Annotated in this window: 17 protein-coding genes and 1 pseudogene; 2 read left to right on the top strand and 16 right to left on the bottom strand. The window is 66.8% G+C overall.

Annotation, left to right across the window (positions count from 1 at the left end):
• Nucleotides 1-2 precede the first annotated feature (2 nt).
• From HMPREF2924_RS32015 to HMPREF2924_RS32005, 3 genes are all read right to left on the bottom strand, one after another.
• The gene (locus HMPREF2924_RS32015) at nt 3-1,076 is read right to left on the bottom strand and encodes a COX15/CtaA family protein (protein ID WP_003128317.1); all 1,074 of its coding nucleotides are present in this window, start codon (nt 1,074-1,076) and stop codon (nt 3-5) included.
• Nucleotides 1,077-1,140: 64 nt separating this feature from the next.
• Entirely contained in the window at nt 1,141-1,719 is a 579-nt protein-coding gene (locus HMPREF2924_RS32010; protein WP_003110655.1) for a hypothetical protein, read from the bottom strand.
• Nucleotides 1,694-2,488, bottom strand: coding sequence for an SURF1 family protein (locus tag HMPREF2924_RS32005; protein ID WP_003128316.1), 795 nt, complete (start codon nt 2,486-2,488; stop codon nt 1,694-1,696). Before HMPREF2924_RS32005 ends, HMPREF2924_RS32010 begins: the two co-directional genes overlap by 26 nt.
• Nucleotides 2,489-2,503: 15 nt before the next feature.
• On the opposite strand from HMPREF2924_RS32005, the gene HMPREF2924_RS32000 reads away from it, so the two are divergent.
• Entirely contained in the window at nt 2,504-2,713 is a 210-nt protein-coding gene (locus HMPREF2924_RS32000) for a twin transmembrane helix small protein (protein ID WP_003110653.1), read from the top strand.
• 15 nt (nt 2,714-2,728) lie between these two features.
• On the opposite strand, the gene HMPREF2924_RS31995 is transcribed toward HMPREF2924_RS32000, so the two are convergent.
• From HMPREF2924_RS31995 to coxB, 4 genes are read right to left on the bottom strand one after another with little or no spacing between them, the layout of a single operon-like run.
• Complete coding sequence (locus HMPREF2924_RS31995; protein WP_003083728.1) at nt 2,729-3,616, bottom strand: cytochrome c oxidase subunit 3; 888 nt, start codon at nt 3,614-3,616, stop codon at nt 2,729-2,731.
• A 10-nt stretch (nt 3,617-3,626) separates the two neighbouring features.
• On the bottom strand, nt 3,627-4,181 hold the full coding sequence (locus HMPREF2924_RS31990; protein WP_003110652.1) for a cytochrome c oxidase assembly protein: 555 nt from the start codon (nt 4,179-4,181) through the stop codon (nt 3,627-3,629).
• A gap of 10 nt (nt 4,182-4,191) precedes the next feature.
• Nucleotides 4,192-5,784, bottom strand: coding sequence for a cytochrome c oxidase subunit I (gene ctaD / locus HMPREF2924_RS31985; protein ID WP_003083723.1), 1,593 nt, complete (start codon nt 5,782-5,784; stop codon nt 4,192-4,194).
• Between the two features lie 9 nt (nt 5,785-5,793).
• Entirely contained in the window at nt 5,794-6,918 is a 1,125-nt protein-coding gene (gene coxB, locus HMPREF2924_RS31980) for a cytochrome c oxidase subunit II (RefSeq protein WP_003101203.1), read from the bottom strand.
• 371 nt (nt 6,919-7,289) lie between these two features.
• Between coxB and HMPREF2924_RS31975 the strand changes: the two genes are divergently transcribed.
• Complete coding sequence (locus HMPREF2924_RS31975) at nt 7,290-7,928, top strand: hypothetical protein (RefSeq protein WP_003083705.1); 639 nt, start codon at nt 7,290-7,292, stop codon at nt 7,926-7,928.
• On the opposite strand, the gene HMPREF2924_RS31970 is transcribed toward HMPREF2924_RS31975, so the two are convergent.
• From HMPREF2924_RS31970 to vgrG1b, 9 genes and pseudogenes are all read right to left on the bottom strand, one after another.
• On the bottom strand, nt 7,915-9,486 hold the full coding sequence (locus HMPREF2924_RS31970) for a SulP family inorganic anion transporter (protein WP_003128311.1): 1,572 nt from the start codon (nt 9,484-9,486) through the stop codon (nt 7,915-7,917). The genes HMPREF2924_RS31975 and HMPREF2924_RS31970 overlap by 14 nt on opposite strands.
• Before the next feature lie 210 nt (nt 9,487-9,696).
• Nucleotides 9,697-10,425, bottom strand: a complete 729-nt coding sequence (locus tag HMPREF2924_RS31965) for a carbonic anhydrase (protein WP_003083701.1) — start codon at nt 10,423-10,425, stop codon at nt 9,697-9,699.
• A 375-nt stretch (nt 10,426-10,800) separates the two neighbouring features.
• Complete coding sequence (locus tag HMPREF2924_RS31960; RefSeq protein ID WP_003128308.1) at nt 10,801-12,033, bottom strand: TIGR02270 family protein; 1,233 nt, start codon at nt 12,031-12,033, stop codon at nt 10,801-10,803.
• Between the two features lie 6 nt (nt 12,034-12,039).
• Nucleotides 12,040-12,954 carry a WD40/YVTN/BNR-like repeat-containing protein gene (locus HMPREF2924_RS31955; RefSeq protein ID WP_003110650.1) on the bottom strand — a complete coding sequence of 305 codons (915 nt, stop codon included), beginning with the start codon at nt 12,952-12,954 and terminating at the stop codon, nt 12,040-12,042.
• Nucleotides 12,955-12,964: 10 nt separating this feature from the next.
• Nucleotides 12,965-13,912: a DUF4150 domain-containing protein gene (locus tag HMPREF2924_RS31950; RefSeq protein ID WP_003123791.1), complete on the bottom strand. Its 948-nt coding sequence runs from the start codon at nt 13,910-13,912 to the stop codon at nt 12,965-12,967.
• On the bottom strand, nt 13,913-14,950 hold the full coding sequence (locus HMPREF2924_RS31945; protein ID WP_003110648.1) for a 3-oxoacyl-ACP synthase: 1,038 nt from the start codon (nt 14,948-14,950) through the stop codon (nt 13,913-13,915).
• Complete coding sequence (locus tag HMPREF2924_RS31940) at nt 14,947-16,059, bottom strand: DUF2169 family type VI secretion system accessory protein (RefSeq protein ID WP_023081672.1); 1,113 nt, start codon at nt 16,057-16,059, stop codon at nt 14,947-14,949. The genes HMPREF2924_RS31945 and HMPREF2924_RS31940 overlap by 4 nt, the downstream gene beginning before the upstream one ends.
• Nucleotides 16,060-16,075: 16 nt before the next feature.
• The gene (locus HMPREF2924_RS31935; protein ID WP_003083695.1) at nt 16,076-16,525 is read right to left on the bottom strand and encodes a DUF6484 domain-containing protein; all 450 of its coding nucleotides are present in this window, start codon (nt 16,523-16,525) and stop codon (nt 16,076-16,078) included.
• A 27-nt stretch (nt 16,526-16,552) separates the two neighbouring features.
• Nucleotides 16,553-17,160, bottom strand: a pseudogene (vgrG1b, locus tag HMPREF2924_RS31930) (type VI secretion system spike protein VgrG1b); the annotation flags it as partial.

Here is a 17,160-nt window from a genome sequence, read left to right as displayed (position 1 = left end):
TGTCAGGCGGCCTTCAGCCGCGAACCTTGCGCCGGCGGCAGCGTGCGGCGCACGCGCTGCGGCAACGGTGCCGGCGCGCGGACGCTGGCCGGCGCGCGCAGGCGATAGTTGACCAGCACCAGGCTGAGCAGCAGCAGGGCGCCACCGCCGTTGTGCGCCACCGCCACCGGCAGCGGCAGGTGCAGCAGCACGTTGCTGATGCCCAGGCCGATCTGCAGCGACAGGCCGAGCAGCATCAGCGCGGTCGGCCAGACCAGGCCGCTGCGCTGCAGGCGCCAGGCGAGCAGCAGGAGGACCAGGGTCACGCACAGCGCGCCGATCCGGTGGGTCATGTGGATCGCCGTGCGCGCGTCGCTGTCGAGCTGGCCGCCGAGGTAGTTGGGGCCGATGTGCTGGGTCAGGTGGAAGCCGTTGGCGAAGTCCATCCGCGGCCACCACTCGCCATGGCAGGTGGGCAGGTCGATGCAGGCCACCGCCGCGTAGTTGCTGCTGACCCAGCCGCCGAGGGCGATCTGGCCGATCACCAGGAGCAGGGCCAGCCCCGCCAGGCCGCGGGTCGCCGCCGGGTAGCGCCGCGCCGCGAAGCGTCCGGAGAGGCGCAGGGCGAGGAGAAAGAGCAGCGCCAGGGTGGTGAAGCCGCCGAGCAGATGGGCGGTGACCACCTGCGGCCAGAGCTTGAGGGTCACCGTCCACATGCCGAAGGCGGCCTGCGCGATCACCACCGCGAGCAGCAACAGCGGCAGCTTCAGCGGTTGGCCGTCGCGCCCGCGGCGGACCAGCGCATGCAACGCCAGGCCAAGGATGAGCAGGCCGAGGGCGCCGGCGAAATAGCGGTGGATCATCTCGTTCCAGCCCTTCTGCGCCTCCACCGGGGCGTCGGGGAAGTGCAGTTCGGCGTGGGCCAGTTGCGCCTCGCTCAGCGGCACGTGGACGAAGCCGTAGCAGCCTGGCCAGTCCGGACAGCCGAGGCCGGCGTGGGTCAGCCGGGTATAGGCGCCGAGCAGGACCACCACGGCGGCCAGCAGGGTCGCCAGCACGGCGACGGTGAAACCGGGTTTGCGGGTTGCGCCTGACATTCGCGGGCCCCTTTTTCTTGTCGTTCTGTCCTCATCGGGCCGGGAACCGCGCCGGCCACGCCGATCAACCGATATGCGAGAGCTTGAGCAGCAGTTGCACGTCCTTCAGCAGCTTCTTGCCGTTAGCCTTGGCGTCGTAGCGCAGCACCAGGTTGCCGTGCGGGTCGACCACCCACAGCAGCGGCCGCTCGCCGCCGCCGGCCTTGTCGTACAGGGCCGGGTCCAGGCCGTAGCGCTGCAGGCGCGGGTAGTCCTGCCTCACCAGGTTGGCGAAGGCCGCCGGCAGCTCGCCGCTGGCGGCCAGGGCGTGGCCGGCGCGCGAGGCTTCGCGGCCGAGGGCGATGTTGACCTGGCGGGCCAGGTAGACCAGTTGCTGGCAGTCCTCGCCGCAAGTGCCCGGCGCGGTCACCAGCAGTTGCCACTGCTCGCCCTGGCTGCGTCCCTGCACGCCGAGGTCGGCGGGGGTCTGGCCGTTGCCGATCAGCGCGCCGCTGTAGCTGCGCCCCTGCGGCACCCAGAAATTCCATTTGTACATGGCGCTGGCGAGCAGCATCGGCCCCACCACCAGGCCGATGATCGCCAGCAGTTGCAGGCGGCCACGGGCGCGGCGCGGACGTTCAGGCATCGGAATCGCGAGACTCATGGTTTTTCTCCCGTGCGCGGCGCACACCGAGGTAGAGGTAGAGGGCGAGCAGGGCCGTCGCCAGGGCGAACCACTGCACGGCGTAGCCGGTGTGCCGCTCCGGCGGCATCGAGACCAGGGGCCAGTCGGTGTCGAAGCTGGCGTCGCCCGGTTCCAGGCGGATTTCCCAGGGCAGCCCGGCGCGACCGAAGGCCTGCCACAGCGCCGGGATGTCGAGCTGGGTCACCAGGCGCGGCCAGCCGCCGGCCGGCGCGTCGGCCAGGTGCAGACCGCCGGGTGGCGGCAGGTAGGTCCAGGCATCGAGCAGGAGGACGCGGTCGGGGGTTTCCAGCGCCGGCGGCGAGCGTCGGTCGCTCCAGGCGACCCAGCCGCGGTTGACCAGCAGCCAGAGGCCGCTGGCCTGGTCGTAGAAGGGTTGCAGCACCTCGACCCCGGCCTGCCCGTTGCGCAGCCGGTTATCCAGCAGCAGCGTATGCCGCTCGTCGAAGCGGCCGTGCAGGCGCACGCGGACGTACGCCGGGTCGCGCAGCCCCTCTAGCTGCCCGGGCGACACCGGCTCGGCGCCGCGCCGGGCCTCGTAGCTGGCCAGTAGGGCGCGCTTCTCGTCGGCCCGCTGCAACTGCCAGGTGCCCAGCCAGAGCAGCACCGGCAGCAGGCCGAGGACTACCAGGGTCGGCAGCAGGCCGGGGCGGAACGCGCCACGCATGCTGCGTCTGTCATTGCGTCCGGCCTCCCCGAGGCGCTGGCTATACTGCATGAATCCCCCCATCGCCGGAGTCCCACCATGTTGAAAGTGGCGATCGTCCTGCTACTGCTGGCTACCCTGGTGAGCCTGTTCAGCGGCCTGTTCTTCCTGGTCAAGGACCAGGGCCATGGTTCCCGCGTGGTCAATTCGCTGACCGTCCGCGTGGTGCTCGCCGCGGCGACCCTGGCGCTGGTCGCCTGGGGCTTCTACAGCGGCGAGCTGAACAGCCACGCGCCCTGGCATTTCTGATTCCCCCGGTGGCGGTCAGATCACGTAGACGAAGATGAACAGGCCGATCCAGACCACATCGACGAAGTGCCAGTACCAACTGGCGGCCTCGAAGCCGAAGTGGTGCTCGGCATCGAAGTGACCGCGCAGGATGCGGATCAGCATGATGCTGAGGATCAGCGCGCCGAGGGTCACGTGGGCGCCGTGGAAGCCGGTGAGCATGAAGAAGGTCGAGCCGTAGATACCGGCGCCGAGGGTCAGGCCCAGCTCGTTGTAGGCGTGCACGTACTCCTCGGCCTGCAGGATCAGGAAGGCGATCCCCAGCAGCACGGTCAACGCCAGCCAGGCCTTGAGCGGGCCGCGCTTGTTCTTCTTCAGGGCGTGGTGGGCGAAGGTCACGGTGAAGCTGGAGGTGACCAGCAGGATGGTGTTGATCAGCGGCAGCTTCCACGGCTCGATCACCGCGCTCGGCGGCGGGAACAGCTTCGGGTCCGGGGTCTGCAGCAGCGGCCAGCTGTACTGGAAGTTCGGCCAGAGCATGTGCGCCACGCCCTTGGCACCCTCGCCGCCGAGCCAGGGACCGGCGAAGTGGCGGACGTAGAACAGCGCGCCGAAGAAGGCGGCGAAGAACATCACCTCGGAGAAGATGAACCAGCTCATGCCCCAGCGGAACGAGCGGTCCATCTGCGCGCTGTAGAGTCCGGCGCGACTCTCGCGGATGACGTTGCCGAACCAGCCGAACAGCATGTAGGCGATGATCAGCCCGCCGACGAAGAAGATCCACGGGCCATGGGATTCCTTGTGGCCGGCGGTGAGGTCGTTGAACCAGGTACCCAGGCCGAACACCGTCACCAGCAGGCCGATGCTGGCGATGATCGGCCACTTGCTCTGGGCGGGGACGTAATAGTGTTCGTGGCTTGCCATGTTGTTCTCCTTATCGTCCCGCAACCGGTACGGGCGGCTTCCGCGCAGTGATATCGAAGAGGGTGTAGGCCAGCGTCACGTGCCGCACATCCTTGGGCAGATCGCGGTCGACGATGAAGCGCACCGGCATCTCGATGCTCTCACCGGGTTGCAGCACCTGCTGGGTGAAACAGAAGCATTCGGTCTTGTGGAAGTAGGCGGCAGCCTCGGCCGGGGCAATGCTCGGGATGGCCTGCGCGGTCATCGGCTTGTCGCTCGGGTTGCGCGCGTAGAACACCATCTGGTTCACCGCGCCGGGATGCACCACCAACTGGTCGCCCGCGGAGCGGAACTCCCAGACCATGTCGATATTGTTCGAGGTCATGAACTGCACCTTCACCTCGCGCCCGACATCCACCTGCTGCTCGCCGTTGTAGGCGCTGCCGGCGGTCTTGCCGTTGATCCCCAGGGCGCGGCACATCACGTCGTAGAGCGGCACCAGGGCGAAGCCGAAGGCGAACATCAGCACGGTCACCAGCAGCAGGCGGCCGACCAGGCGGCGGGTATCGACCTTGGCATCGCTCATGGCGCGCTCCTCACTTGACCTCGGGCGGGGTGCTGAAGGTGTGGTAGGGCGCCGGCGAGGGGATGCTCCACTCCAGGCCCTCGGCGCCGTCCCAGGGCTTGGCAGGGGCCGGCTTGCCGCCGCGGATGCACTTGATGACGATGAACAGGAACAGCAACTGGGTGGTGCCGAACATGAAGGCGCCGATCGACGAGACCATGTTGAAGTCGGCGAACTGCAGGTTGTAGTCGGGGATCCGTCGCGGCATGCCGGCGAGGCCGACGAAGTGCATCGGGAAGAACGCCAGGTTCATGCCGATGAAGCTCATCCAGAAGTGCAGCTTGCCGAGGGTCTCGTCGTACATGTGGCCGGTCCACTTCGGCAGCCAGTAGTAGGCCGAGGCGAAGATGCCGAAGATCGCGCCGGGCACCAGCACGTAGTGGAAGTGGGCGACCACGAAGTAGGTGTCGTGGTACTGGAAGTCCGCCGGGGCGATCGCCAGCATCAGTCCGGAGAAGCCGCCGATGGTGAACAGGATGACGAAGGCCACGGCGAACAGCATCGGCGTCTCGAAGGTCAGCGAACCCTCCCACATGGTGGTCACCCAGTTGAACACCTTCACCCCGGTGGGCACCGCGATCAGCATGGTGGCGTACATGAAGAACAGCTCGCCGGTGACCGGGATGCCGACCACGAACATGTGGTGCGCCCAGACCACGAAGGAGAGGAAGGCGATGCTGGCGGTGGCGTAAACCATCGAGGTGTAGCCGAACAGCGGCTTGCGCGCGAAGGTCGGGATGATCGCACTGACCGCACCGAAGGCGGGCAGGATCATGATGTACACCTCGGGGTGGCCGAAGAACCAGAACACGTGCTGGAACAGCACCGGGTCGCCGCCGCCGGCGGCGCTGAAGAAGCTGGTGCCGAAGTGGATGTCCATCAGCATCATGGTCACCACGCCGGCCAGCACCGGCATCACCGCGATCAACAGGAACGCGGTGATCAGCCAGGTCCAGACGAACAGCGGCATCTTCATCAGGGTCATGCCCGGGGCGCGCAGGTTGAGGATGGTGGCGATCACGTTGATCGCGCCCATGATCGAGCTGATCCCGGCCAGGTGGATGGCGAAGATGAAGAAGGTCACGCTGTGCGGGGCGAAGGTGGTCGACAGCGGCGCGTAGAAGGTCCAGCCGAAGTTGGGGCCGCCGCCGGGCATGAACAGGGTGCTGACCAGCAGGCCGAAGGCCGCCGGCAGCAGCCAGAAGCTGAAGTTGTTCATCCGCGGCAGAGCCATGTCCGGCGCGCCGATCATCAGCGGGATCATCCAGTTGGCCAGGCCGACGAAGGCCGGCATCACCGCGCCGAAGACCATGATCAGGCCGTGCATGGTGGTCATCTGGTTGAAGAACGCCGGCTCGACGATCTGCAGGCCGGGCTGGAACAGCTCGGCGCGGATCACCATGGCCATCGAGCCGCCGAGCAGGAACATCATGAAGCTGAACCACAGGTAGAGGGTGCCGATGTCCTTGTGGTTGGTCGTCAGCACCCAGCGCATCAGGCCCTTGGCCGGTCCGTGGTGGTGGTCGCCGGCATGGTGGTCGGGCGTATCGATCACAGCACTCATGGCGGTCTCCTATTGTTGTTTCTGCTTGTAGGCGACGACGTCTTTCGGGGTGACCATGTCGCCATCGTCGTTGCCCCAGGCGTTGCGCTCGTAGGTGATCACCGCGGCCAGGTCGACCTCGTTGAGCTGCTTGCCGAAGGCCGCCATGGCGGTGCCGGGCACGCCGTTGAAGACCACTTCCAGGTGGTGCTCCTTGGGCCCGGTGACGATCTTCGAGCCCTTCAGCGCCGGGAACATCGGCGGCATGCCCTGGCCTTCGGCCTGGTGGCAGGCGGCGCAGATGGTGTGGTAGACCTTGTCGCCGCGCGCGACCAGTTCTTCCTTGGTCCACTCCTTGCTGGTCAGTTCCTTGACCTTCGCCGCCTCTTCCTTGCGCTTGGCCAGCCACTGGTCGAACTCGGCCTTGGGCTTGACGTCGACCACGATCGGCATGAAGCCGTGGTCCTTGCCGCACAGCTCGGCGCACTGGCCGCGGTAGATGCCGGGCTCGTCGACCTTGGTCCAGGCCTCGTTGACGAAGCCGGGGATGGCGTCGCGCTTGACCGCGAAGGCCGGCACCCACCAGGAATGGATCACGTCGCTGGAGGTGATCAGGAAGCGCACCTTGGTGCCCACCGGCAGCACCAGCGGCTCGTCCACCTCCAGCAGGTAATGCTCGTCCTTCGCCTGCCGGTTGTGGATCTGGTCCTGCGGGGTGGCCAGGTTGCTGAAGTACTCGACGTCCTGGCCCAGGTACTTGTACTGCCACTTCCACTGGTAGCCGGTGACCTGCACGTCCAGCTCCGGCTCGGAAGTGTCGTAGATGTGGATCAGGGTGCGGGTGGCGGGCACCGCCATCACCACCAGGATCACGAACGGCACCACCGTCCAGAGGATTTCCACCGTGGTGCTCTCGTGGAAGTGCGCCGGCTGCTGGCCGGTGGAGCGGCGGTGGACGATCATCGACCAGAACATCGCGCCGAAGACCAGCACGCCGATCACCACGCAAATCCAGAAGATGGTCATGTGCAGGTCGAAGACGGACCGGCTCACCTCGGTAGCGCCCGGGGCCATGTTGACCGTCCAGGCGGCATTCGCCTGGCTGATCGCCGAGAGCAAAAGGAAGCCCATCCAGACTCGTGGATGTCGCAGCATTCGGGTTCCCCTTATCGTTGTTTTTATCCCGCCGGCAGACGCCAACGGCCAAGGGGTGGACCGCCAAGACAACGAACTTTGACCGTCGCACCTCGGCACACAGCAAGGCAGGCCGGGTTCATCAGGTTCAGCATTCGAGTGGGAGTATAGACAGCGGCTGCGACATAACAACGCAGCGTAAAAACGTCGCTGGAAAGTGCCGATTCTTCTCTAAAAGCCGCGAGCGGCGTGGCTTTGCAGGCGAATGGTGGCCGCCTGATATATCATCTTCGCATAACCACGAAGCGATTATGACAATCGCGTCTTAGCCGGCGCGCGCCGCCGGCTATGTTTCTCCTCTTCTTCACCATCCCCGTTGTATGGGAGAACCCATGAACACCGCTGCCCTCCGTGAACTCATCCAGCAGGCGCACCTCAGCGAAGCCCGCCACGGTCACCTGGCTGATCTGATAGCCAGCCGCCTGCCCCGCCTGCATCGCACCATCCAGCCGCAAGGCGAGAACACGGAAGACATACTCACCCGCTTCGTCCACGCCTACGTCGAACAGGTACCGGACCTGCTCGACGCCGCCAACAGCGTGGCCCGCGAAGCCGGCATCGAGGAACGGATCAAGCCGGTGCTGAAGGTCGCCGAGCAGTTCTTCCTCACCCCGCCGGCGTTGCTCGCCGGCCACGACGGCCTCGACGCCCTGCTCGACGAAGCCTACCTGGCGCACCGCCTGGTGGAAGAAGTGAACGACCGCTACATCGCCCACTTCGGCCAGGCACTGATCCCACTGGACACCACCGTAGCCAACCTGGTGGCCCACCAGTTGATCGGCGAGCCCTTCGCCAACCGGCTGGACGAAGCCGTCCACCATGCAGTGGAGAACATGCTCGACGCCACCACCTTCGACGCCGACTCGGCCCGCGCCTACCGCGAGAACCTGAAGAACCCGCGGGTGGTCGCCGCCTGGCAGCAGTGGCCGTGCCTGTCGAAGCAGCTCGGGGTGGAACTCAGCCTGGGCTGACCGCCCCGCCACTGCGCGCGCCGCCCAACCCGACGCTGCCGCGCAGGCGCCCTTCCAGGCGACGCTTCAAGGCGCGCGGTTCGATCACCAGGCGCGAGCCCTGCACCGGTGCCATCCGCCCCCAATCCTCGAGCAGCTCCATGCAGGCATGGTCGACATAGCTGAGGTTATCCATCGGTACGTGCAGGGTGGTCCCCGGCTTGACCTCGTCGAGCACCCGCGACAGCGCCGGCACCTTGAGGAAAGTCGCGGCGCCGCTCAGGCGCAGCTCGGCTTCATGCTCGCCGGTGTAGCGCAGGGCGATCTTCAGCCGCGCCGCCTTCAGCACCAGCTTCAGCAGGGTCAGGGCGAAGCCCACCAGCACGCCGGTCAGCAGGTCGGTGAAGACGATGGCCAGAGCGGTGGCCGCGTACACCAGCATCGGCATCCGGCCGTAGCGAGAGAGGTTGCCGAGGGCCTTGAAATCGACCAGCTTGACCCCGGTATAGACCAGCACCCCGGCCAGGCTCGCCACCGGAATCTGCCGCAGCAGGCTGCCGAGCAGGAGGACGAAGGCGAGCAACCAGAGGCCGTGGAAGATCGCCGAGGCGCGGGTTCGCGCACCGGCGTTGACGTTGGCCGAGCTGCGTACGATCACCCCGGTCATCGGCAGCGCGCCGAGCAGGCCGCAGAGCATGTTGCCGACCCCCTGGGCGGACAACTCGCGATCCATGTCCGAGCGCGGGCCGTCGTGCAGGCGATCCACCGCCGCCGCCGAGAGCAGGGTCTCCGCACTGGCGATGAAGGCCACCACCACCGCCGCCAGCAGCAGGGAGGGATCGGCCAGAGCCAGCAGGTCGGCCGGGCGTAGCCAGTCGATGGCCTCGCCGAGGTTGGCCGGTACCTCGACCCGCCGCACGTCCAGCGCCAGCCAGAGGCTGGCCAGGGTCGCCAGGCTCACGCCGAGCAGCGCGCCGGGTAGGAAGCGCAGGCGTTGCGGACGCAGCTTGTCCCAGCCCCACATCACCGCGATGGTGCCCAGCCCGAGCAGCGCCGCGTCGAGGCCGCTGTCCATGCCCAGCGAACCGAGCGCGGCGAACGCCGCCTGGGGGAATGCCAGCAGGTTGTCGAGGCCGGACGCCTTGGGCGCCAGGTCGAGCATCACGTGCAATTGCGAAAGGACGATGAGGATGCCGATGCCGGCGAGCATCCCGTATACCACCGCCGGCGAGGTGACCCGGAACCAGCAGCCCAGGCGCAGCCGCCCGGCGAGCAGCTGGATGGCGCCGGCGAGCAGCAGGATCGGCCCGAGCATGGCCACCCCGTAGGTACGCACCAGTTCGAAGACCAGCACCGCGAGGCCGGCCGCCGGGCCGCTGACCTGTAGCGGCGAGCCGGCCAGGAAGCCGACCACCAGGCCACCGACGATGCCGGTGAGCAGGCCCTTGGCCGGCGGCATCCCGGAGGCGATGGCGATGCCCATGCACAGCGGCAGGGCGACGAGGAACACCACCACGGAGGCCATCAGGTCCCGCGGCAACGTGTCCCGGAGGGACGGAAACACCTTTGAAACATGCATGGCACAGTTCTCCTGCGAATTTTTTCCACGACGAGGGAGCGACGCCAGGACCAGGCCCGGCGCCGGTTGTGTGTGCGCAGTGTGTTTTTTCTTGTAATAGCGACCCGTTCAGCCCCGGAACGGGGCTTCCCAGAGGTCGTCCATGGCAGGAACGGCGAAAGGTGACGCGAAAACGCTGTTGTTATCCGGCGGCCCGCACGGCCGCCGCTATCACGAGTTCAGGTAGCGCGGCGCGGGCGTGGCCATCGGCACCGGATGCTCGCCGTCGAGGGGCAGGAAGCGACCCTGCTTGGCGTCGTAGGCGCGGATCTGCGCACTCTCTATGTCGTACACCCAGCCGTGGATGAACAGTTGCCCACTGGCCAGGCGCGAGGCCACCGAGGGGTGGGTGCGCAGGTGATCGAGCTGGGCCACCACGTTCTCTTCGGTGAGCACCCCGAGGGTGTCGTGGCTGGCGCCGCAGTCGCAGTTGTCCGCCACCACCGTGCGCGCCACCTCGGCGTGCCGCAGCCAGGCCTTGACCGTCGGCATGCGTTCCAGGGTCTGCGGGTCGAGCACGGCGCGCATCGCCCCGCAGTCGGAGTGGCCGCAGACGATGATGTGGTGCACGCCCAGCGCCAGCACGGCGTATTCGATGGCGGTGGAGACGCCGCCGTTCATCTGCCCGTAGGGCGGCACCACGTTGCCGACGTTGCGGGTGACGAACAGGTCGCCGGGGGAACTCTGGGTGATCAGCTCGGGAACGATGCGCGAATCCGCGCAGGTGATGAACATCGCCCGCGGCCGCTGGCTATTGGCGAGCTTCTTGAACAGCGCCTGCTGCTCGGGAAAGACCTCCCGGCGGAAATGCTGGAATCCATCGACAATCCTTTTCAATGCGTCGTCAGCGCTTTCCTGCTCTGGAGAATCGGACTTAACGCCCCGCATACGGTCTGGCATGGTTCGGAACCTCGATGAATGGATCGATTGAATTTTCCCACGTCTGCCGACGCTTTCCCCATAGGAAAAAGGCACAACAAACGCAGAGCGACCTACGTGACCGGCCGGTCACTTCTGGTGCTCAACGCTAATGCCCGAAGCTTAACCATAAATTAAAAAATCCCTCTATCTCGCACGTTGTCAGCTTTTTTCACGATATTTCCAGAGGATGTCGACAGGCTATCATGGCAAACGAGTGGCATTTCCATTCGCCCCGCATAAGTGGTGAAAGGTTTCAGTCAACCGGTTGGCTACGTGCAGGGAAATTCGTCGAATGGGAAAATCCGGCGCACCGCGCCAGCGGCCATGACCTGGCCGCCCGGCGCCAGCCAGCTATCAGAACAGGTCCAGTTGGCGGCGCACCGGCGCACCAGTGGGGAACAGCGGCAGGTTCGGCACGAAGCGCGCCAGCAGGCACGCCGCAGCCATTCGCTGGCGTTGCTGGCCGTCACGCAGGACCTGGCGGCAGCGCGCCTCGCCCAGAGGTTCGCCGAGCAGGTAGGCGCGCCCGGCGACGAAGCGTGCGCCGTGGTCCCGCCACCAGGCGGTAACCCGCGCCGCGTCCGGCCAGGTGAGGTTCTCATCGTCGTCGAGGGCGACGTCTTCGTCGTCGGGATCGTCGTTGGGGCCAGGGTCGTAGTCGGGCAAGGCCTCCAGCTCCAGGTCGAGCAGCGCCAGGTCGGCGCCGGTGATCAGGCTGAAGGCCTCGCCGGCGACCCGCGCCAGACTCTCGTCGCGCATCTGCTGGATCAGCCAGGGCACCGCCACCGGATCGCCGAACAGGCCGGTGGCCTGGATGCCGATCCGCCGCGTGTCCGCCGCCTGCATCAGTTGGCGAATCCAGGCCATGCTGGTGTCACGCGGCTGCCAGGCGAGCAGCACCCTGGTCGCCGGCAGCTGGAATGGGCCGGGCTGCCCGGCGAACGCACGCAATGGCCCTAACGCCTCCTCGTCGCCCATCTGCGCGGTGGCCCAGTTGGCCCAGAAGCGCAGGCTCGGGTCGTCGTGGGCGCGGTAGGCGCGGATATTCGCCATCAGGTCGCGCCGACGCAGCTCGCCGGCGGTGCGCGCGGCGCGCGCCAGCACCGCCGGGTCGGCGTGGCCAAGGGCGGACAGCAGCGCCGGCCCCGGGTCATGCCGGTGCATGCCGCAGGCGGCCAGGCCAATGGCGCGGAACAGCGGCTCGGGCGAGGCCAGCAGGCGCTCCACCCAGGGCCGCGCCTGGCCCCAGTCGAGCCAGCCGAGGGCTGCGGCGAAGAATCGCGCGCCCTCGGGAAAACGCCGTAGGTGCTCGCACAACTGGGCCAGGGCTGTACCGTTCGTGCCACGAAACACCAGTATCGCAGCGACGAAAACCTCTCCCTCGGCGTTTGTGTCCAGCGCCTTCAGCACCAGGTCCAGGCTCCTCAGTCCACCTATCTGCAACGCATCCAGATGCGCCTCAATCCGATTGTCGAGATCCAGCAGGTGCGCCAGGTCGTAGTGGGGAGCACGCACGGCATGGTCGCGCAGCCCCGCCAGAAAGCCGGCCTCCTCGACGTGCTGGTCGATGACAGCGGCGACATTCATCGTCGATCAGTTCTCCGGGCAGACATGACGCTGCCAGGTGCCGCCGTCGTAGCTGAGCACGCATTCATCGCCCACCACCCACATCACCTCGGGTTTGGCATCGATGGCGTAGTAAGCCTTCTTACCCTGCACTGGCACCTTGGTCTCACTCAGGCGCGTACCGTCGTACTCGAGCAACTGGTCGGTCGCGGTCACATAGAGCTTGCCGGCGAACTCCACCATATTCTCCAGTACCTCCGAGCACAGGTCGCGGTCGCCGATATCGGTCCAGCCGACCTGTGCGCTGCCGCGTAGCAGGATGCCGCCGGAACCGCCTATGTAGACAGTGCCATCGGCGGCGCAGTGCACGCAGTAGAGCGGCAGGTTGGTGGGCGCCGCCGATGCCTGCCAGCCCTTGCCGTCCCAATGCCAGATGGCGCCGGCATCGCCGACGGCATACACATCGTCGCGCGAAAACCCGTCTATACCGTTCAGGCAAGCGGTAACCTCGTCCCCCAGGGGGACATAAAGCCCCTGGTCGATACGCTGCCAAACGCCCTTGTTCTGCCGCAGCACCTGGTTCTGGGTGCCGCAGGCATAGAGCTCACCGTCCACCTCGCAGAGATCCATCAGGTAGACGTTGTCGATGTCCAGCGTGGCATCCGTGCTGGACTGCCCGGACGGGTGTTCACGCAACAGGCCGGCGCGTCCCAGGAAGCAGTAGTCACCTTTCTGCTGCCCGCGCCGCGGACTCCTCTGCAGGGCGCTGTAGACGACTTCGGGGATATCGTAGACGTGGAACCAGTCGTCCTGGTCGATCATCATCACCCGGGTCACGCTGGGTTCCGCGCCCTCCAGGTAGAGGTGCCCGGCGAGCAGCGCCTCTTGAGGCCCGATCGCAATGACGTTGGTGAAATAGAGGGCGGTCTCGCTCTTTGCCATGGTTCAGTTCCTATGGACGTCCCGCAGGTGCCGGCGCGGAACGCGCGGGTGGTATGACTTTTCCCGCCGCGCCCGAGGCGCGGAGGTTCGTGGCGGTGGTGCAGCCCGGCCCCTTCTTGGGCTTGGCCTTGTAGTACTGGTCGAGCTGGAAGGCGACGCACTCCTTTTCTTTTTTCGTCAGCTCGCGCGGCGGGCTCAACGCTCCCCCTGCCGAAGCAGCCGCGGTGTTGCGCGCGGTTTCGTACTTGAACGGCTTGCCTTTGTCGAAGTGGTCCAGTTCGACCGGATCGAACTTCGCGTGACAACGCTTGTGCGAGCCCTGGTGCTGGTTGCCGCGCGACACACAGATCACCGGGGCCTTGGAGTGGCTGTAGCCGGCCTTGCCGCGCATACAGCGACCAGGAATCAGGTGGTGGCCGGTCTGTGCGCCCCCGCCCGCCGTGCTAGGGCACGCCTTGCTGTAGGGCTGCAGGCGCAGGTGCTCCATGCCGGCACACTTGCCGCCCGGCTTGAAGGCCGCCTTCATCTTCGAGGTGTGCGGCCAGGTCGCGGTATTGCCGGGAGAGGGGTTGTGGTTGTGGGTGGTCAGGTCGAGATGGCGGACGACGTTCAGGCCTTCGATCTTCACGTCCATCGACCATGAAGTGAAATAGACCTTGCCGGTATTGGTACTGGTGATGATGCCTTTCTTCGGCGCACGCCCAGCCTCGTCGCCGTAGCTCTTCTTGAAGTGGCTCTTGTTCTTGAGCATCACTTCCTTGCGGGTGATCCTTACGGTCCGGCTACCTCGGGTGGTGTCCTTCGACATGCCGGTATTAGGGTAGGGGACCGGCACGCCCAACGGCGTCGGTGGTGCCTGAGGCGGCGTGAAGCAGACGTCGGGGAACGACGCTATCGATTTCCCCGAGGCCGACTTGCAGGAGAGCTCGCGGCCGTTGGCATAGACCTCGTTGGCCATCTAGTTCGCCCTCACTCGCTGGTAGCCAAGCACCACCGCGGCCCGTTCGCCAGCATCGTTGCCCGAATGACAGAGTACCTGCGGGCCGTGTGCATACCCCTTGCGTGAGGCGGCAAGGGCGATGCACAGCAGCGCGGGGCCTGTCATCGCTCCGCACTCGCCGATGCAATCCGCAGGGCTCCAGAGTTCGACGCGCTCCTTGCGCACCCGCAGGGTTCGACTCAAGGCCAGCGCGGCCTCCTTGAAGTAATACTGCTCGCCGGGGAGGTCTGCCAGGCGATAGTCGACAAGTTCGTAACCGAACCCGCAGTCCGCGAACGCCGCTTTCACCGCCTGGGTGAGGCCGTCCGCCCGCAGCGGCAGGCCCTCGCTTTCGACGGTAGCCTTCTCCACCCCGAACCCCAGCCCCAGGCACAGCAATTGCGGTTCCTCGCTGGCGCACGCGGCCGTCACCAGTACCGCCGCCGCGCCTTCGCCGGGGATGAAGCCATCCTGGCAGTGGCTGCCCAGCAGCCGGTCGCGTTCCTGGTAGGCCGCCAGCGTCGCCGCGGTCAGGTAGGAATCGACTCCGGCGATCAGCACCTTCGAACACCCCTGTTCGATGAGCTTGCGCGCGTTGAGGAGCGCCACCGCGGCGCTCACCCGACCGCGCGGGATGACGCAGGAACGTTCATGGAAGCGGTAACCCAGGCGCTCTTCGATGGCCTGTAGCAAAGGCTGCTCCAACCCCGCCAGTCGTCCGGGCCGGTCGACTTCGGCAACGCCAAGCAGCAACGGCATTTCGCGAATGTCCTCGGCAGGCAACCCGGCCACACATTCGGCGATGGCCATGGCAGCCATCCCCACCAATTGCGCGTAGCCGGAGGACGGCTCGGGCAGCATCACCGGAGCGCCGACCAACCATTCGCCGCCCTGGTCGATGAAACGGGTTTCCTGGAAGTTGTCCAGGGCGCAGCGGATCGCCGCGCAGCTGGCCGGCGCGCTGAGGCCGACCGCACTGACCATGCCGGAGGCGACGATGCTCAGGGCCTGGCTCATGCCTCGTCCTCCTCGGCCTGGCGGCTGCGTACCAGTGCGGCAAGCGAGGGGTAGTAGTCCTTGCCCAGCTCGCGGGCGCGCCACCAGGCGGCGGACTTGCTGCCGACCAGCACCTGGGCGATCTCGAACAGGTTGCGCTTCAACGGCCGGCGGATACGCCAGGTGACTTCCACGCGACGGGCGTCGCAGTCCACCAGCAGGGTATCGATCCGCGCCTGCGCGGTTTCGTGGCCACCCTTTTTCAGGAAGAAGGTCACCGGCACCTCCCTGCGCGGCACGCGGAAGGCCGCGCGCTCCTCGCCGGTGAGGTTGAGCAGCAGGACCTCCTCGCCGCCGCGCAGATGGTCGGTCCACTGGTCGGCCGGCGCGGACTGGAAGTAACGCTCGTCGAAGTCGGCGGGCAGGAACGGGAAGCGCTCGGCCAGCCAGGCGTCGTCGTAGCGGCCGGCGAAGCCGACCCGGGCCTGCCAGTGGCGACCGAGCGGGCCGAGCGCCATCGGCGTGAAGCGGCCGTGGGGGCTGTCCACCGGCTCGCCGAGCTTTTCCGTGGCCGGCATCGGCGTGCCGACGATCTCGGCGGTGTCGGCGCTGCGCGGAAACCAGCCACATCCGGCCGGATTGGCCATGTAGCAATCCATGAAACCGGGGTTGTCCGGCGAGGCATGGCTGCCGCCGAAGGCACTGGCGTAGGAAATATCCTGGCGCTGGAACGGCTGCGCGACGCCCGCGCCGGCACCGAGCAATCCCGGTTCCCACTGGCGCGGCCCATGCACCGTCAGCGCCTTGCTCACCCGGCCGACGCGGATGCCCGCGGTCAACTGCTGTACCGGCCGCCCGCCGGGCGCCCGGGCGCTGCCCAGCACCAGCACATCGCAGAACGGCTTGAAGGGAACGAACTCGCACTCCCGGCGCGGCGCGGAAAGCCCCGGCTCGCCATAGAATTCATCGACCATCAGCAGCGTCTGCTGCTCGTCCAGCAGGCGCGCCTCGCGACCGTCCAGCGGCAGGTCGAAACTGCCCTTGGCGATCACCACCAGCGACTCCCGGCCTTCGGCGTCGAGCCCCTGGTTGTAGGCGGCGGCCAGCGGGGTGGCGTTCAACAGTTCCATGTCGGGCCCGCCGCGCTCAGTTGATCTGCACCGAACCGCCCTTGATCCGGTTGACCCCGGTGGAGCGGCTGGAAAGATAGGCGCCACGGATGATCACCTTGCCGGCGCGGGTCAGGGTGATGCTGGCCTTGCCGCAGCGCAGGACGATCTCGCGTTCGGCGCTGAACTCCAGGCGTTCGCCGTCCAGCCGGGCGGACGCTTCCTGCGGCAGGCGCTGGATACGCCCGATCACCAGTGGCTGGCGCGGGTCGCCGGCGACGAACAGCAAAGCCACCTGGGCGCCGATATCGGCGCGACTGAGCTGGGTGGTGGTGGCCGCCGCCAGGCCGTGCTCGCTCGGGCAACCGGGATAGGCGACCACCGGAGCGGCGGCGTCCGGCACGTCGAGGAGGACGCCGATGACCACGCCGTCCAGGCGCGCGGGAAGGGCCGTCGTGGCCCCAGGTAGATGGATCTCGACACTCATGCGCTGACTCCCTGGCTCTGCGCCGCTTCAGTTCTGGAGGATCTTGCGTCCCTTCACCACCACGTTCTTGTCGGCCTTGACGTTGATCGCCCCGGATCCGTCGATGGTGATGTTCTTGCCGCTGATGACGATGCTGCCGTCCTTCTTCATGCGGATGCTGGCGGCACCGGTGACCAGGGTGATCGAGTCGCCGGCGTTGAGCGTGAAGCTCTTGCCCACGTCCAGGCTATCGTCCTTGCCCACCGAGGTATCGCGGCCCTGGCCGACGCTGCGCGACTCGTTCTTGCCGATGCTGGTGCTCTGGTTGCCGCCTATGTCGATGGTCTCGTTGGCGCCCACCGACTCGCTGCGGTCGGCGCCGATGCTGATCGTCTCGTTGTTGCCCACCGACTCGCTACGGTTCGCGCCGATGCTGATGGTCTCGTCGTTGCCGACGTCCTCGGTGCGATTGGCACCGATGCTGATCTTCTCGTTGCTGCCGACCTTCTCGGTGCGGTCGACGCCGATGCTGATAGTCTCGTTGCTGCCGACGTCCTCGGTGCGGTTCGCGCCGATACTGATCTTCTCGTTGTTGCCGACCTTCTCGGTGCGGTCGACGCCGATGGTGATGGTCTCGTTGTTGTCCACGGTCTCGG

The sequence above is a fragment of the Pseudomonas sp. HMSC063H08 genome, from assembly GCF_001813645.1.
GTDB classification, from domain to species: Bacteria; Pseudomonadota; Gammaproteobacteria; order Pseudomonadales; family Pseudomonadaceae; genus Pseudomonas; species Pseudomonas aeruginosa.
This window is presented reverse-complemented; position numbering and strand designations above follow the sequence as displayed.

Bases quoted from the DNA above. Each gene is read 5' to 3' on its own strand.
- ctaD (WP_003083723.1), bottom strand. From the start codon at position 5,784: ATGAGTGCTGTGATCGATACGCCCGACCACCATGCCGGCGACCACCAC.
- HMPREF2924_RS32010 (WP_003110655.1), bottom strand. From the start codon at position 1,719: ATGAGTCTCGCGATTCCGATGCCTGAACGTCCGCGCCGCGCCCGTGGC.
- HMPREF2924_RS31990 (WP_003110652.1), bottom strand. From the start codon at position 4,181: ATGAGCGATGCCAAGGTCGATACCCGCCGCCTGGTCGGCCGCCTGCTG.
- HMPREF2924_RS32005 (WP_003128316.1), bottom strand. From the start codon at position 2,488: ATGGGGGGATTCATGCAGTATAGCCAGCGCCTCGGGGAGGCCGGACGC.
- HMPREF2924_RS31995 (WP_003083728.1), bottom strand. From the start codon at position 3,616: ATGGCAAGCCACGAACACTATTACGTCCCCGCCCAGAGCAAGTGGCCG.
- HMPREF2924_RS31965 (WP_003083701.1), bottom strand. From the start codon at position 10,425: ATGCCAGACCGTATGCGGGGCGTTAAGTCCGATTCTCCAGAGCAGGAA.
- HMPREF2924_RS31935 (WP_003083695.1), bottom strand. From the start codon at position 16,525: ATGAGTGTCGAGATCCATCTACCTGGGGCCACGACGGCCCTTCCCGCG.
- HMPREF2924_RS31950 (WP_003123791.1), bottom strand. From the start codon at position 13,912: ATGGCCAACGAGGTCTATGCCAACGGCCGCGAGCTCTCCTGCAAGTCG.
- HMPREF2924_RS31955 (WP_003110650.1), bottom strand. From the start codon at position 12,954: ATGGCAAAGAGCGAGACCGCCCTCTATTTCACCAACGTCATTGCGATC.
- HMPREF2924_RS32000 (WP_003110653.1), top strand. From the start codon at position 2,504: ATGTTGAAAGTGGCGATCGTCCTGCTACTGCTGGCTACCCTGGTGAGC.
- coxB (WP_003101203.1), bottom strand. From the start codon at position 6,918: ATGCTGCGACATCCACGAGTCTGGATGGGCTTCCTTTTGCTCTCGGCG.
- HMPREF2924_RS31940 (WP_023081672.1), bottom strand. From the start codon at position 16,059: ATGGAACTGTTGAACGCCACCCCGCTGGCCGCCGCCTACAACCAGGGG.
- HMPREF2924_RS32015 (WP_003128317.1), bottom strand. From the start codon at position 1,076: ATGTCAGGCGCAACCCGCAAACCCGGTTTCACCGTCGCCGTGCTGGCG.
- HMPREF2924_RS31970 (WP_003128311.1), bottom strand. From the start codon at position 9,486: ATGCATGTTTCAAAGGTGTTTCCGTCCCTCCGGGACACGTTGCCGCGG.
- HMPREF2924_RS31945 (WP_003110648.1), bottom strand. From the start codon at position 14,950: ATGAGCCAGGCCCTGAGCATCGTCGCCTCCGGCATGGTCAGTGCGGTC.
- HMPREF2924_RS31960 (WP_003128308.1), bottom strand. From the start codon at position 12,033: ATGAATGTCGCCGCTGTCATCGACCAGCACGTCGAGGAGGCCGGCTTT.
- HMPREF2924_RS31975 (WP_003083705.1), top strand. From the start codon at position 7,290: ATGAACACCGCTGCCCTCCGTGAACTCATCCAGCAGGCGCACCTCAGC.